Origin of the sequence: Aliivibrio sp. A6, from assembly GCF_028765505.1 — a bacterium.
GTDB lineage: Bacteria > Pseudomonadota > Gammaproteobacteria > Enterobacterales > Vibrionaceae > Aliivibrio > Aliivibrio finisterrensis_A.
Map to the genome: position 1 here is coordinate 1 of NZ_JARACR010000037.1, position 16,679 is coordinate 16,679.

The window sequence follows — 16,679 nt, forward strand, 5'->3', positions numbered from 1 at the left end:
TAATGCTCTTACCGTGAAAAATATAGAAAATAGCATGTTATGGGCTTTTTCTAATGTATAATAAAAAGAATTTATTTTACGAGTTTAATTTAAATGATACAACAAGAAAATATAAGTATTAAAAATGGAAAAATTAGAGTTAAAATGACACGACACGCTCGTCTGTCATTAAGTGCTCGCCTAGCCAATGCTGGAATAAAAATAATTGTAATAAACGAGGTAACATGCCTTAGTTATGGTGGCACATTGATGGTTAGAGGTTCTATTGAGGGGTTAGAAAAGAGGATTAATACTCATTTTAATATAAGCATATAAAAATGAACATTATTCGTTGAATCCGCAAGAGGGGTAATTTTGTAGTGGTCAAGTAAAATTGGCCACCATTTCATAGTCTAATCAATATTGTTGCTCTGCAAGATTTGGTAGTTATCCATCATTATGTCGATGAGGCTTGATACAGGGGGATCGCATTAGTGTTTGTTTTTTAATCGCACCATTAAAACCAGCTTTCAATACTACCTCTAACATAGAAGTATTCATCATGCAGCGTTTCTGCTTTCCGACAATACTGAGTTTAGTTGGCTCTTCTCGAAGTATATTCAGACTCATATGGCGTAAGCAGGCTACGTTTTCTGCGCCACGAGCTTTATATATCTGACACGCATTTTCATTCATACTGACATCAAGTACCCAATGCATGGATTCAATTCCCCGATGCTCTCTAACCACATTCGCAGCCTGCTCTGCGGTCAGTTCTTTTGAACTAATGTAATAACGGTACTTTAAATCAAGTTTCTTTCCTTTCTCAAAACGAAAATTTTCAACCATCACTATGCTTTTTAGCTTAGCCCAACGACTGAAGTCACCTTCAAGCTTGTTATACCAATCTAAGTAAAAATATGATCTAATTGAGGCTGTTACCTAATTCTTGAAAAAGACACTATGGACAGCATAGATAATATTGATTTCAAAAAATTTACCAGCCAACAAAAATCTATTCAAATGAAGATGCGATTACTCGCATTAGCTCACTTTAAAGATGGCTACTCCCGAACCCAAATCGCTAAGTTCCTCAAAGTAAGCAGGACAAGTGTAAATAAGTGGGTACAAACATTCCTTGCTGAAGGGATTGAAGAGCTCCAAGAAAAACCAAGAATAGGTCGCCCAGCATTCCTCAGTACTCAACAACGTGAACAGCTAAGCCAGTTCATAAAATCATGTGCCGAAGATTCATCGGGAGGCAGATTAACTGGTACTGATATTCATGCTTATATCGTGAAAGAATTTGGTAAATATTATCACCCAGATTCTATCTACTATCTTCTTAATCAAATGGGCTTCTATTGGATAACTTTACGCTCCAAACATCCTAAACAATCCCAGCAAAATCAAGACGATTTTAAAAAATCAAAATTGAAACGATCTTTAAGATCCCAGGTCACATGAGTCTTGATAACATTGATGTCTGGTTTCAAGATGAAGCGAGGTTTGGTCAACAAAACACAACAACTCGACTTTGGGCTGAACGTAGTTTTAGGCCGAGAGCAGTAAAACAACAGCAGTTTGAATATGCATATTTGTTTGGCTCTGTATGTCCTTTTAGAGGTATTGGTGAAGCAATGGTCGTACCTTAGGTTAGCAAAGACATTATGGTTGAGCACCTTAAGCAGATCTCCAAGGTGACTGAGAAAGACCGTCATGCCGTGATCATCATGGATGGTGCAGGTTGGCATACAAATGACATTGCAGAGCAGTTTAGCAATATCAGTATCATCAAACTCCCGCCATATTCACCAGAGCTAAACCCGATAGAACAATTGTGGAGTTGGCTTAGACAACACTATCTTTCCAATCAGAGCTTTACCGGCTATGAAGATATTGTTTCGAAAGTATGCACAGCATGGAATCGATTCTTGGAGAGTACAGATAGGGTCACTAAAATGTGCACGAGGGACTGGATTAACCTGACCAGTTAATTTTCCAGATTGGTATTATAACGCAGTATGGCGTATGAAGCATAAGCTGATGCAAGCAATGAAACCCATTGAGTGGTTACATTCAATTAGATGGAATTTATTGGGGAGGGGGTCAGCGTGGTACTCATGGCTGAGGCGCAAAAGGAAAGCGTCCTTTCGTCGCTGCGGTATCTATGAATGGCGAAGGACGCCCAATAAATATGAGATTTAGTGTAGTGACAGGCTTTAAAACCAAAGAATTAACGAGTTGAGCAAAAGCGCATTTAACGCCCAAATCACTGGTTATCTCTGATGGTTTATCGTGCTTTAAAGACGTTGAGAAAGCTGATGTGTTTCACCATGCTATCGTTACAGGTGGCGGAGCTGATTACGTTAAATTACTCTACTTTCAGTGGGCAACACAATGATTAGTAATGTAAAAAACTCAAAGCGTGGGACTTACCATACAATAAACGTCTTCCTCGTAACTCATACGTTATTAAAAGTGCTTTCGCTGTAGGTTACTATCAAGAGAAAGTGCCAATGGCCAACCAATCCGAATGTAAGTGACATCACCACGCCAAGTTTGATTTGGTGCTTAATATCAAATTGTCGTTTTAATAAATTAGAGGCAATAATACTTTCATGATCCGCTTTCTTATAAGTAAACTTCGGTATTTAAGTGTTTATTAAATTAAGTAATTTCATTAACTTAGTTGTATGATGGCGGCTAAATGTTATCCCTTTATGGGATAGCATTTTGCCTAGGTCGTACTAATAAAGATATTATTGGGAATTTAAGTTATCACATTTCCAATAATGTCAATAATTTCCGGTAGATATTTTTTTGGATATTTTCTATTCAAGTGAAATTTCAAGAAATACACAGCCGTAATCTGAGTTTAATGGGATTAGTACGACTTTATCTTTTGATTGGTGTCTAATGGTATGATTTTCACCAGAGACAACTATTGGTGTTGCCATATCAAAATCAAAGCCTTGTTCACTCAATAATCGTTTGGCTCCACCAGCTACCATACTAGTTATTTCACCTACCATATCAATCACATCTGCATTAATATTTTGATGAACTTCGCCAACCATTTTTTCCATCGTCATTAACACTAGATTTTTTTCAAACGTTACAGATAGCGAGCCTTTAAGATTGGGAGCAGTTAAGCCTATAAAGCCAGATATATCCCCTTTGGCATATATTTCTTTTTTCAGCATCGGTTTTTTAGGTGTTAACTGAATAGTTGACATGGTTGATGATACATTCATTAGAGAAGTTAGAAAAGGATTGATAAATTCAGTTTTCATTGCTCTTATTTTACTACATAACTAAATACACCTAGTATAGCCTATATTATAGATAATAAAAAATAAATTTCTTGTGGTTATCCACTGCAAAATCACGGTTAGAGCATTTTAATTCCAGCCTCTATAAGGGTTGAGCAGTACTCATCATCAATAACGGTTATCTTCTTTTTTTTCACCATGCTGATCTTTTTAGTCGTCTATTGCTTGATAATACTCTGTGCCATTTCACTCAATACGTTGAACGTGAATCATTATGCTCCAATACCTCTTCGGATGCGAGATTCATCTTGAAGTGACCAAAAATATTTGGCCACTTACTTGGAGGATATTCATATATAAATTAATCCGTATTTCACTAATTTTGAAAAATTCCTGAAATACTTTTACCCAAAAAAATTACGGTACTAAAATAGGTGAATTAGCTAAAGATAGTTTTGTTTACAATCAATCATAGACTGGACTTTTAAGAGCTAACTTGTTTATTTAGGTAGAAGAAAGGCCTTTTTATGATCTGAGAATCGTCGCCAAACAAAAAATAAAACCAACAAAAAGGCTGACAATAATTATCACATTTAAAAAACAGTTGATGCAATTATTTAGCTCTGACACCCTTCAAAAGACAGAGGAAATCACTGGGTTTATTCAGCCTTATCAGGCCATTCGTCCTGCCCAACAGGTGCTGAATTTTGTATCTGAACTGAGCAAAGGGAACTGTACTTCAATTGCAGATTTGTTAAGGTACGTTCAATAGAATATACTTATGTGATAGAGATAATGTGGCTTACAAGCCCTTTCTCAGTCGGTTTAGGAAGGAAGAGCTCCCTCATGTCATGCATCAGTTAGTGCATTTTACTATGGTTCAGTTCACTCGACAATTGTGTTCTCAGTTACCTGACAAACTTTCTTGTTTCGGTGATGTATTGCTTTAGGGCGACCTTTCTTCATGTGCATAAAGATTTTGCCTAAATTTATCGAAGTCGTTTCAAACGTAACCCTGCTGCGATTAAGTGCCATATGACGATGTCACTCAAAACCTTTATGCCTAAAGCAATGACGATTAGTGCTGACACTGTGTCGGAGAGAATTTTTTTTCCTTCGCCCTCAACAAGGAGCAATAAATTGATCCTTATTCAGAGGCGGGTTATCTAGATTTCGACTATTTTTCCGAGCTTGAGCAATGCGGCGGTTTTTATATTTTTGAGGGGCCAAGTCTCTCAACCCAAGCGTTATTGAGGCCAGAAATAGTAAAGAGATCTGCCTAAACTGGTGGGTAAAAGCTCAAAGATATTACACGTCGCACCAATCGTGGATTTAAAAGTTCGCCGAGGAAAGTAATGGTTTCTAGTTGTAAGCTATTGGTTTTATGAAGAAAAGTAATTTTGTATTTGGCTTGCTAATCTTCTTTCTAAAGCTACTCGGCGGACGACATTATGGCTATCTATTGATGTCGCTGGCAGGTAGAGCTTATTCAAGAATTAGTTGCTCTATCTGAAAACGTTAAATCATCTTTTGGTTATATTGAGAATTCAGTTCAATCAATTTCAAAAATGAACGCTTTAGTAGCAAGCAGGTCACAAGAACAATTTACTCTAACAGAAAGAGTTGGACTTAATATTAATAATACATTTGATTTAGTGAATCAGAATGTGGTTGATATTAATCAAACCCAACAATCAGCTAAAGAATTGTCACAATTAGCGGGATCACAAAAGAAAGAACTGGAATTTTTTAACGTGTAATTTACTATATCGTAAAAAGCTCTTGTAACTTTAGTTACAAGAGCTTTACTTCGAGTTTAGTTAAATTGTTAATTATACAATATCTTTCCGAATCGGTTTAAAGTGCAGTGTATTTCTTTTTTGCCCTTTTATTATGGTCGACTTAATATGGGGAAAATGCGAGCTAGAAAACGTCACCAGCCCTGCGGGTTACATTGTAGTCACACTTTCAGCGAGCACCCATATTCAACATTTTTAGATGCTGATAAGTCCTTTGACTTATTGATTATCAAATCATCTCACGACTACTTTCTAATTCAAGAAACGTAACGCTCCTAATCACAGTAGCTAATTTTTGCATTGGGTATTTTTTACCATAACGACCAAATGTCATGCTTTGATGTGTATGACCAACAATTTGTGCTACCAGTGATTCTTCAATCCCTTTTTGCTTCAGTTCATCGATGAATGTATGTCTAAAGCTATATGCAGTAGGGCGTGCATTAGCAGGCATACCTATTGCTGCCTGTAAGCGTCCAAACTGCTGACAGTAACGTTTCGACCAGTCTTGCCACTTCCCATCAGGCTTATAGTTAAAGAGCTGAATACAACGTGCAGCTTTGCGGTTAGCAACATAATCTAGAAATCCTTTTTCTATTAAAATGGGATGGATAGGAACGTAACGCAAACTACTTGCAGTTTTAATGTGTTGGTCTTGACCATCCTCAGAAATCAAAAAGCAGTCAATACCTTCTTTATTGCAAATATCAGCGACACGTAACTGACACGCCTCGCGCGGGCGTAAACCTTGGTAGAGCATAATGGTGGTAATCCACTTAAACTCATCAGGTTTGGATTGAAATGCGCTTGAGCGATACAATTTAACTAAATCTGTTATAGACCAACGTTCACGCTCTTCATCTTGACTTTTTTTCTTTGCTTGCTCTTGAACTGTGATGTCTTGAAATGGATTATCCGTCACGTATTTCATTTGTTTACACCATTTGAAGAATTGTCGACACGAAGCCAAATAGTCCTTGTTTGTTTTGTAACTACGGCCTTCTTGATACAAGCGGTCGCGAAAGCGAATCGCATCAGCACTAGTCACTTGAGATACACAGCGTGATGTCAAATTAGAGAGGAAGTGCTCAGTTCGTTGTTTTAGCTGCTCGATGGTGAGTGGGCGTACTTTAGCGTGTTGTTTTGAAATAATAAATTTAGCGAATGCTTTTTTGACGGTAATGATGGTTTTTGTCTTTGTAGCAGGGGAGGCAATCATTGTTACTGTTTGTGATTGAAGCGAACTTGCAGTTCGCACTTGTCGAACAGGTAAACGGACTGTATCGCGCAGAGTAAAGCTATCTCGTACTTGGTTGACGAGTACATCAACGTTATCACGGAAGGTACTAGGGTTATATTCTTGGAAAGCGTTATCGATGAGCTTTCTAAGTTGCGGAACCAAGATGAAATTACGCTCAACAGCTTCATCACGTCGTTTAGTGAGTAAAGAAATTTTCAAGTCAAAAGGAAAGCCATTGTCACGTAAGGACTTAGGCAAACAGATACGGGTATAGTAGGTCGAGTTTGGGGCACGAAAAAGGTACATTGTCTCAGTCAATCCTGTGTGATGACTTAATGTTTGGTGGAGGGGTTTGAATGCTACACTCATTAACTAAAAGTGCTGTAATTACAATGGGTTATCTGTTTTTCTCAAAAATCAATTTAACCGTATGTCTGGTACATATTAATAGCGATAAAACCGTTAACCGTCAAGGAAATCCGATTATTTATCTGATGTTTGCTGTTATGGGTAAATTAGGGGAAATGCAGATTGTTTGTATTATATGTTTGGGAAACTATCGGTCAATGTTCAGTAAGTTTGTTAGTTAGTAATGTTTGCTCTGACAAGTACTGAATTTTAATATAGCGAGCTGTTAGATTGAATACGAATCTTACGCATGTTAAGAAGCTTGAAGGTTTACAGTATGAATAATTGCATCACTAAGCTCTGCCAATGGTTTAATAGCACAATATCTTACTAGTTTGAACTTAAAACCATCATCATAGCTAAATACTCGCGTAACGTCTTGAGTGGATAATCCTTTCCAGAAACAGTACATAAAGGCGTAGAAAGTATACTTACAATATTAGTAACTGAATCATAAATTTCTTGATATTGTTCCAGAGTAATAACCTCAAACCTTGAGCCTTTATATCATCAATTACTTCCTGAGCATAGATAGGAGATTAAGCAATAAGTGCTTGTTTTAGATATAAAAAACTTCATTTATGATCAGGTGATAGCTACTAAAGAAAATATCAAAATCAACCATGAAACGACAGAACCCAATTAAAGTTACCAACCAAGGTGAGCATTACTTCGAAATTCCAGATGAGTATATAGCGGAACTTGACTGGCAGGCTGGCGATAGCGCCATTTGGATTCAAAACAAAGATGGAAGCTTTTACTGACTAAAAAAGAAAGTGAGTCATAGTAATGGCTATAGTTATATAAAAATGTAACATAGATTTACGCTGAAATGTGCTAAAAAAAGTAAGGTATCCTTAGTTGCGTGTTAGATAATGAAAAAGAAGCTGACGATTCAGACCTCTTAAATTCGTACACAATATGCAATTGCTTTGAATCGATCACTACACGAAGTTTATGCTTAATTTCACATTAGCAATGTGTCCAGCGAGTAGCAAAGACGAGGCACTGCGTTTAGACAGCGCCTCTTAGCGATGGTTTAATTGTAAGAAATCATTTCGTTGAAGTATTCAACTTGCTCTTGCATAGAAAGGCTTTCAGTATTTGAGCCTAACGTCCAAATAAAGAAACCGCCGTATCCTTGAGCTTTCTGCCATTTTGCTCGTTCAATATTATTTTCACGAGTTTCAACAAAACGACCATCTGGCCCCCATTGGCTATTGATGGTTGCACCAAGCACAATTTTTGATGGGTCACCTACGTGTTTAGCATAGTTTGCCATAGCAACATTGTACTTGAAGTTTTTACCTGCGTCGTATGTCATTACGTTGAAGAAATCAACACTATCTTTCGTATTTTGAAGTAGTGATATAACTTCACCATGGTGGCTAGAACGATCTGGCTCGATGAATGAACAGTTTTCAATAACGCTTGGATTTTCACACTCAACAGGGTCGGCACCTACATGGTAAGTTGTCAAAGAGATAAGCTTACTCTTACCGACTTTGGTGCGAATCAGATCAATCAACGCTTCTAGGTTACGGTTCTCTTGTTCAGTAAGGCGCGCAGCTTTTTCGTAGTCGAAATCGATGCCATCAATACTTACATAGCCAGCCAGTTGATACTTGCTGTAATCACACTCACCAGACCAGTTCGTCGCAAGACATTTACCAACCATCTCTTCTGGTTTAAGGTTTTTCTTATACACTGGATAAGGCTTGTTCATCATTTCAACAAGACCATTGGCAATTGACTCGCGTGCAGCAGGAGAGGCCATATAAGCCCACATACTTTCATGTGTTTGACCACCAAATGCAACCATCATGGTTTTATTTGTGTGGCTATGTTTTAGCTCTGTCCATGATTGGTAGCCTGGAGCCATCCAAGAGTCGTTGTAACTTGATTCAATCATTGAATCCGTTACTTGGATGTTTCCGTTCGAGTCCCACTTACCAAAAGACAAGAAGTATGCATCACCTTGAGATTTTTGCAGTTCTTCAATATTAGTCAGTCCCCACGACGTCAAATAAGTAATTGAACGGTCAGGATTATCACGTAAACCTGTTTCTGGTTTCGCTTCCTGTACTTCAATCGTCGACACTGGGCTTGCTAGCGTGTCACCTTCAGTATTGATGGCAATAGCCTCAATGGTGTGGGTACCTTCCTGTGCACCAACCCACTCATATTCGTATGGTGCTTTATTGAGTGTGACTAGCTCCGTTCCATTTACTTTGAAAGTCACTGACTGAATTGAGCCAACGAAGCTTTCTGCGTCAGCGGCAAGTTTAATGCTACGTCCCTGCGTGAATTTTGAACCATCAACTGGAGATGTCAGTCCGACGACAAGATCTTGGTCGGTAATCGCCAATGTAATTGGTGCAGTTGCCGCTGATGCACCTTTGTCGTCATAAGCTGTTGTTACTAATTCATAAGCACCTTCTGCCTGACCTGGAACTGTCAGTTTATATTGATTGCCTGATGCTGGTTGCGTAGCTGTTGCGACAACCTTACCGTTAAGCAGAGCTTCTACTTTTACGACTTCGCCATCTTCATCAACCGCATTGATAATTACGTCAAAAGGCTTATTCGGAGATAGGCGGGCACCGTTAGAAGGCGTTTCTAAACCAATTTCAGGTAACGCGTTTGGATCACATTCCCCTTCTGATTGCCAAGCATCTTTCCAAGCATCTGGGTAGCTAGGATGTCCAGTTCCTGGTGCCCATACTGGGTTACCACACCAGCCAGATACTGTACATGAGAATACTTCACCAATATTCGAAACGCGATCGCCAACTTGGTAGCTGATCCCATCTTGATAAGGTGCAACATCACCACAGCTGTTGCTCGATTCGATAACGGTGATTTGTACACTTGTCGTGTTCGTTAGGTTCTGCTCATCGGTGGCAATCGCGCTCAGTGTCACTGAGCCTGCTTGTGATGGTTGCCAATTACAAGCAAATTGATCGGTTTGCTTAGCATCAAATTCACAAATTTGAGCGTTATTGGCTTTGATGACAACAGAGGTTAAGTCATCATCAGAATCGAACGCATCAACAGAGATCGATACTGTTTCTGTTTTATTAAAAATGGCGTCATTTTCTGGTGTAATGAAACGAACTTCTGGTGCTGAGAAATTATGATCAGATTCCACTTCAACCGTAACAGATTGCTGTTTGAGTTGTTGGTTTTTCTCATCAAACACAAGCACGTTGATGGTTGCAGAACCGAGTTCACTTGGTGTCCAAGATTGCGAGTAATCTGTTTTATCTTGCTCGACATTCTGTTCTGCAATTTTACTGCCATCGACCCAGAATTCGATTTTAGACGCGGTTTCTCCAGCAATAGAAATCGTAATATCGGTTACTTCATTGGATACCAATTTTTGTCCATCAACAGGAGAAAGAATTGACAATTCTAATTCTGGCTCTGGTGTTGGCGGTTGTCCACCACCTGAACCATTGAATTTGATGGAATTTTCAAACGATTGGAAATCTGGAAGTTGGCTATTTAGTCCAAAGGTGAAACTGAATGAACCATCGTGAGGAAGTGTATTTTTAACCCATACATCGTCATCAAATTTATAAGTGATAGTGTGATAAACACCTTCAGATGTGAATTCATGTTCAATCGTCCAGCTCGGATATGAGAGCGCTGAAGAGACGAAATTAACATCGTTGATAGCATTAGGTAGTAGAAACTCAATCGTAGATTCTTTCATATCAATGTCTTGATTTGAAGTATTTTGAATTTCAACGCTATAAGTGCTCCACCACTGACTTTCATTTGCTGAAGTCTCAATATTTACAGTTTCAGCAATAGCTGCAGCAACAGGGCTTAAACTAAACCCAGCGACAAGAAGCAATGTTGATCCTAATATTTTTTTCATGGAATATCCTTTGTTATTAATCTTGTTTAGGTTATTAGCCGTGCATTAAACAGTAGGTAAGTTACAGTTAATGAACATGCTATTGTGTAGGGCATTTGAATATCTAATAAGCGGCTGATTTTGAAGAACAAAGAAAAAAAGTAAAGTAGAAAGATCCCAACAAAAGACAGTTATGTGAGTTTTATTCAAGAAACGTATTCGTAATTTATTAGGTTTGGTACGTCGAAGCTAACGGCACATTGGGTAGTCTTAAAATTCGGCGGGATAGTTGCATAAACATTTAAGGCTTCAAGATGATTTTTCTAATACTTACTTGGTCTTTCTTATATCGTCTAGCTCTTTTTGGACGTAGTTTAGATTATCGTCGACTTCATTTGGGGATAAGTATGATTATTTTTATAGTTATTGGAGTTTGTTAGTAACAAACATTACAAACAAATAAGGGGGCTTAATGCGACATAGTTAGCTCCTGCAAGGCGTTAGCGCAGCGGGTTGCGTTGTCGTTACACTTTCAGCGAGTACCCATATTCCACATTTTTACATGCTGATAAGTCCTTTGACTTATTGATTATCAAATCATCTCACGACTACTTTCTAATTCAAGAAACGTAACGCTCCTAATCACAGTAACTAATTTTTGCATTGGGTATTTTTTACCATAACGACCAAATGTCATGCTTTGATGTGTATGACCAACAATTTGTGCTACTAGTGATTCTTCAACACCTTTTTGTTTCAACTCATCAATAAATGTATGTCTAAAGCCATAAGCAGTAGGGCGAGCATTGGCAGACATACCTATTGCCGTCTGTAAGCGTCCAAACTGCTGGCAGTAACGTTTTGACCAATCTTGCCACTTCCCATCAGGCTTATAGTTAAAGAGCTGAATACAGCGTGTAGCTTTGCGGTTAGCTACATAATCTAAAAATCCTTTTTCTATTAAAAGAGGGTGAATAGGTACGTAACGCAAACTACTTGCAGTTTTAATGTGTTGATCTTTACCATCCTCAGAAATCAAAAAGCAGTCAATACCCTCTTTATTACAAATATCAGCGATACGTAATTGACACGTCTCGCTCGGGCGTAAACCTTGGTAGAGCATAATGGTGGTAATCCACTTAAATTCGTCAGGTTTGGATTGAAATGCAGCTGAGCGATACAATTTAACTAAATCTTTTATAGACCAACGTTCACGCTCTTCATCTTGACTTTTTTTCTTTGCTTGATCTTGAACCGTGATGTCTTGAAATGGATTATCCGTCACGTATTTCATTTGTTTACACCATTTGAAGAATTGTCGACACGAAGCCAAATAGTCCTTGTTTGTTTTGTAACTACGGCCTTCTTGATACAAGCGGTCGCGAAAGCGAATCGCATCAGCACTAGTCACTTGAGATACACAGCGTGATGTCAAATTAGAGAGGAAGTGCTCAGTTCGTTGTTTTAGCTGCTCGATGGTGAGTGGGCGTACTTTAGCGTGTTGTTTTGAAATAATAAATTTAGCGAATGCTTTTTTGACGGTAATGATGGTTTTTGTCTTTGTAGCAGGGGAGGCAATCATTGTTACTGTTTGTGATTGAAGCGAACTTGCAGTTCGCACTTGTCGAACAGGTAAACGGACTGTATCGCGCAGAGTAAAGCTATCTCGTACTTGGTTGACGAGTACATCAACGTTATCACGGAAGGTACTAGGGTTATATTCTTGGAAAGCGTTATCGATGAGCTTTCTAAGTTGCGGAACCAAGATGAAATTACGCTCAACAGCTTCATCACGTCGTTTAGTGAGTAAAGAAATTTTCAAGTCAAAAGGAAAGCCATTGTCACGTAAGGACTTAGGCAAACAGATACGGGTATAGTAGGTCGAGTTTGGGGCACGAAAAAGGTACATTGTCTCAGTCAATCCTGTGTGATGACTTAATGCAGCCCCAAAAATGAGAAAAGCCCTTGAATAATCAAGGGCTTAATGTTTGGTGGAGGGATAGGGATTTGAACCCTAGAACCGCTATTAACGGTTGCCGGTTTTCAAGACCGGTGCTTTCGACCACTCAGCCATCCCTCCGATGCCGCGTATAATAGGGGGAATGGCTTTCCTTGTAAACCCCTATTTTTATTTAAATAGACTGTTTGGCTTTTTATTGCTCTGATTGGTCCGTTTCTATACATTTCATCCAAATTTAAATTGTTCGATATAGATAAAAAAACATCAATAAAACATTTAGATACATTTGATAAACAAAAAAATATCGTATGCATATCAAGTGCTTTTATATAAAATTTATTTTCTATTTGATTTTTTGTTAACGATTTACTCTACTTGTGTTTTAAAGCTGTTTATCTTTATTTCAATTGTTGGTCGTTTGGATCTTTTATGTATAAAAAGCATAAAAGACTACTTTTAAATGGAAATTGAAATGAATAAAAAATTACTTGCTCTGGCTGTTATCGCAGCGTCTTCAAATGCAGTTGCTGTTGAGTTATACAATGAAGATGGCACTACTTTTGATATTGGCGGTCACGTATCGGTTGCTTTAGAAGGTTCTGATGAAGGTGATACTGGTTTAACTGCGGTTTCTCCACGTTTAAACTTTAATGCGACGCATGACTTGGGTAATGGCTTTGTTGCTGATGCAAAAGGTGAGTGGGCACTTAATTACTTAGATGGTGGCGAGAACGCATTTACGACTCGTTTAGGTTACATTGGCGTAACGCACAATGACTTTGGTCGCATGGTTGCTGGTACACAATGGGCACCTTATTACAGTGTTGCTGGTGTTGCTGATATGCCAATCGCCTTTGCCAATGACTTTATCTATGAAGATCACGGTAACCTAGGTACGGGTCGTGCGGAAGAGATGCTGAGCTACGGCAAAATGTTTGAGTTTGGTGATGCGGGTAAGTTAGGCGTTGCTGCAGGCTGGCAAGGAAATAAGACAGATTCTGAGTCACAGGCGAAGTATGGAGATCGTGCACAAATCGCATTGAACTACAGTGTTGCTGGCTTCTCTGCAAACTACGCGTATAACACGGGTGATGTAACTTATGGCTCTGTAGGTACTAAATCAGAAACCTCAGAATCTCACGTGATCAGTGGTACTTACGGTAGCTATGGTTCTGGTTTATACGTTGCAGGTGTATATGCAATGAATGAAAACATGAATAGCGATGTGAATGGCAATCTTATCGAAGACGGCTCAGCATACGAAGCGTTGTTTGCTTACGCATTAGATAACAGTTTAAACCTAAGTGTGAACTATGAATCTGTGGTTGATAATGACGCAAGTAAAACGGTTTATAGCACTTCGGCAATTCAAGCAGAATACAATTTCACTAAGAAGTTCGTTGGCTTTACTGGTTACCAATTTGATTTAGGTAACGACTACAATAATAAAGAAGATAATAAGTGGATGTTAGGTGCACGTTACTACCTATAATCGACATTAGTTATTAATCTTTAACTTTCCTATGATAATCCAGCGTATCGCAAAGTACGCTGGATTTTTTGCATCTAAAGAGATAAGAAAAGTAAAATGACGCTTACTTCTAATAGGGATAATGGCAAGGGTTTGCTACAATCGGCGAAAATTATCGTATTTAAAGGTTCATCATGTCATTTGCGTCATTAGGGTTAACGGAACAGTTACTGAATACCGTTGCAGAATTGGGTTTTAAAGAGGCAACACCAATTCAAGAACAAGCGATTCCTCTCGTATTACAAGGACATGATGTACTTGCCGGAGCGCAAACAGGAACAGGCAAAACGGCTGCTTTTGGTTTACCGCTTATTCAGCGATTAATTGAAAATCCGATTAATCGTACTCAGAACTCAAAAGTGATTGGCAGCTTAATCTTAACGCCAACGCGTGAATTAGCACAGCAAGTATTCGATAGCTTAGTCAGTTATACCAAAGGTACCAATATTAAAGTGGTGGTTGCTTATGGTGGCACGAGCATTAATGTTCAGAAAGACAATTTAGTCGGTGGCGCTGATATTTTAGTCGCAACGCCTGGGCGTCTATTGGATCTTTTGCATATTAATACCATTACCTTAAATCAAGCGGGATATTTAGTCTTAGATGAAGCCGATCGAATGTTAGACATGGGCTTTATTCCTGATATAAAAAAGATCTTACGTAAAATGCCTGCTGAGCATCAAACCTTATTCTTCTCTGCGACATTTAGCAAAAAAGTAAGAGAGATTGCTTACTATATGTTGCATAAACCAAAAGAAGTTCAAGTGACACCGACAAATAGTACTGCTGATACAGTTGAACAGATGGTTTACCCTGTTGATAAACACCGTAAAAGTGAGCTACTTGCCTATTTAATTGGTTCTCGTAACTGGCAACAGGTACTTGTGTTTACTAAAACCAAGCAAGGATCGGATGAATTAGTTAAAGAGCTGAAAAAAGACGGCATTAAAGCAGTATCTATTAATGGTGATAAAAGCCAAGGTGCGCGTTTACGTGCGTTAGAAGAGTTTAAAACGGGTAAAGTTAGAGCATTAATTGCTACAGATATTGCTGCTCGTGGTTTGGATATTGAGCAATTAGAGTGCGTGATTAACTACGAATTGCCATTTAAAGCGGAAGATTATGTTCACCGTATTGGTCGAACAGGCCGAGCGGGTTGTACAGGTAAAGCCATCTCACTAATGAGTAGTAATGAAGAGTATTTATTACAAGCCATTGAAGCATTACTTGATACTCGTTTACCTCAAGAGTGGTTAAAAGGTTATGAGCCTGATCCAAATGCACCAGTAAAAGAAGAGGGTGCAAGACAAAGTCGTGGTCGCTCAGCAGATAAGAGAAAAATGAAAGCGAAGATGAAAATTCATTCGAATCGCGGTAAGAACAAGCGTTAATAAACCGTTCTTATTAGTCATGAATGATAAATGCCAGCGTGAAGATAAATAAGTCTTCACTCTGGCATTTTTATTATACAAAGCCAACAAGCAATAAAAGATAGATGCCTCTTTTATCATATTGTCTGTTACTCCATAGCTTGAATTGTATTATTTCTTATTTATAGTTATAAAACTTATCTTAATTTTTGCGATCTTGCCCATAGTTTACTCTGTATTTATCAAATCTTAGACTTGACTTATTCATATGTAAAATAGTGTAAAATTAAGTTGAATGTCTAAGTTTGAGGCGTATCATGCCGAAAAAAGCTGAAGCCACTTTTGGATTCTTTCCCTTCAGTATTGGAGTCTTTATGCCGCAAAGAGCACTTTCTGTACTTTGCTTATTGTTTTTATCTTATTCATCTTCTTTATTTGCAGAATCTTTTACCTTACCTATTTGGAAAGAAGAAGCGGAAGCGCGTGGTTATGATTTACCTGAAGCATTTGGTCTTAACGTTAGTTACATGAAGCAAACTCAAGATATTTCGGTTGATAGTATTGGGTTTGATGGTTCGATTCCTGCTTTCTTACCTTGGAACCCTCCTCACCAGATCGGTGATATTGTTGATATACAATCGGTTGGCAATGGCACGCAAATGAGTGAAGTACTGACATTACGAGGGGATGTCTGGCTTTTTCCCTTTTTAAATTTATACGGCATTGTTGGCTCTCTTAAAGGTTATTCAGAAACTGATATTAAAATAAGTCTTAAAGGCCCAAAAGGGAACTTGCCATTAGGTACAACATCATTTCGTTTGGACTTAAATGGCACACTTTATGGCGCAGGCTTTGTTCTTGCTGGTGGCTATAAAGACGTATTTACTCTAGTTGATGCGAGTTATACAGAAACCGATTTAAATGTCATTGATGGCGCGATCAGCTCTATTGTTATTTCTCCGCGAATTGGTTATGACTTTACGCGTTTAGGAACACCAATACGCTTGTGGGTGGGTGCAATGTATCAAGATGTAGAGCAATCATTGTCGGGTAACTTAGATGATGTAGGGTTAGGCGCACTGTCTAAATATATTGATGATGGCCGATTTAATGTTGAACAACACTTAGTTACACCATGGAATCCTCTAATTGGTATGCAATATAAAATACATGACCGTTTGTACCTTTTAGGTGAAGCTGGACTTGGTGATCGCAAAAGCCTTTTCTTAACCGTTGATATGCGATTTTAGAT

General features: G+C 38.4%; 9 protein-coding genes, 1 tRNA gene and 4 pseudogenes. 7 read left to right on the forward strand and 7 right to left on the reverse strand.

Annotated elements, in window-relative coordinates; genetic code table 11:
• The first annotated feature begins 93 nt into the window (after nucleotides 1–93).
• Nucleotides 94–315 carry a hypothetical protein gene (locus tag PVK70_RS16520; protein WP_130049173.1) on the forward strand — a complete coding sequence of 74 codons (222 nt, stop codon included), beginning with the start codon at nucleotides 94–96 and terminating at the stop codon, nucleotides 313–315.
• A gap of 111 nt (nucleotides 316–426) precedes the next feature.
• Here the strand turns inward: PVK70_RS16520 and PVK70_RS16525 are convergent, their stop codons facing one another.
• A complete protein-coding gene (locus PVK70_RS16525) occupies nucleotides 427–909 on the reverse strand; it encodes an ISAs1 family transposase (protein WP_274441684.1) in 483 nt (160 codons plus the stop codon).
• Between the two features lie 42 nt (nucleotides 910–951).
• Here PVK70_RS16525 and PVK70_RS16530 point away from each other — a divergent pair.
• A pseudogene (locus tag PVK70_RS16530) lies at nucleotides 952–1,976 on the forward strand (IS630 family transposase).
• Nucleotides 1,977–1,992: 16 nt separating this feature from the next.
• A pseudogene (locus PVK70_RS16535) lies at nucleotides 1,993–2,430 on the forward strand (IS1595 family transposase); the annotation flags it as partial.
• A gap of 383 nt (nucleotides 2,431–2,813) precedes the next feature.
• Here the strand turns inward: PVK70_RS16535 and PVK70_RS16540 are convergent.
• On the reverse strand, nucleotides 2,814–3,275 hold the full coding sequence (locus PVK70_RS16540; RefSeq protein WP_130049172.1) for a chemotaxis protein CheX: 462 nt from the start codon (nucleotides 3,273–3,275) through the stop codon (nucleotides 2,814–2,816).
• 98 nt (nucleotides 3,276–3,373) lie between these two features.
• A pseudogene (locus PVK70_RS19120) lies at nucleotides 3,374–3,565 on the reverse strand (ISAs1 family transposase); the annotation flags it as partial.
• Nucleotides 3,566–4,732: 1,167 nt separating this feature from the next.
• Between PVK70_RS19120 and PVK70_RS16545 the strand changes: the two are divergent.
• Nucleotides 4,733–5,014 (forward strand): annotated as a pseudogene (locus tag PVK70_RS16545) (methyl-accepting chemotaxis protein); the annotation flags it as partial.
• A 268-nt stretch (nucleotides 5,015–5,282) separates the two neighbouring features.
• Here the strand turns inward: PVK70_RS16545 and PVK70_RS16550 are convergent.
• The 4 genes from PVK70_RS16550 to PVK70_RS16565 form a co-directional block, all read right to left on the reverse strand.
• Nucleotides 5,283–6,599: a site-specific integrase gene (locus PVK70_RS16550; RefSeq protein WP_130049171.1), complete on the reverse strand. Its 1,317-nt coding sequence runs from the start codon at nucleotides 6,597–6,599 to the stop codon at nucleotides 5,283–5,285.
• A gap of 1,141 nt (nucleotides 6,600–7,740) precedes the next feature.
• A complete protein-coding gene (locus PVK70_RS16555; RefSeq protein ID WP_130049170.1) occupies nucleotides 7,741–10,587 on the reverse strand; it encodes an Ig-like domain-containing protein in 2,847 nt (948 codons plus the stop codon).
• Nucleotides 10,588–11,158: 571 nt separating this feature from the next.
• Nucleotides 11,159–12,475: a tyrosine-type recombinase/integrase gene (locus PVK70_RS16560; protein ID WP_130049169.1), complete on the reverse strand. Its 1,317-nt coding sequence runs from the start codon at nucleotides 12,473–12,475 to the stop codon at nucleotides 11,159–11,161.
• A gap of 80 nt (nucleotides 12,476–12,555) precedes the next feature.
• Nucleotides 12,556–12,646, reverse strand: a tRNA-Ser gene (locus PVK70_RS16565).
• 352 nt (nucleotides 12,647–12,998) lie between these two features.
• Between PVK70_RS16565 and PVK70_RS16570 the strand changes: the two genes are divergently transcribed.
• The 3 genes from PVK70_RS16570 (at nucleotide 12,999) to PVK70_RS16580 (ending at nucleotide 16,677) form a co-directional block, all read left to right on the forward strand.
• Nucleotides 12,999–14,018, forward strand: a complete 1,020-nt coding sequence (locus tag PVK70_RS16570; RefSeq protein WP_130049168.1) for a porin — start codon at nucleotides 12,999–13,001, stop codon at nucleotides 14,016–14,018.
• Nucleotides 14,019–14,191: 173 nt separating this feature from the next.
• Entirely contained in the window at nucleotides 14,192–15,448 is a 1,257-nt protein-coding gene (locus PVK70_RS16575; protein ID WP_130049167.1) for a DEAD/DEAH box helicase, read from the forward strand.
• A gap of 353 nt (nucleotides 15,449–15,801) precedes the next feature.
• Nucleotides 15,802–16,677, forward strand: a complete 876-nt coding sequence (locus PVK70_RS16580; protein ID WP_130049174.1) for a TonB-dependent receptor — start codon at nucleotides 15,802–15,804, stop codon at nucleotides 16,675–16,677.
• Nucleotides 16,678–16,679 lie beyond the last annotated feature (2 nt).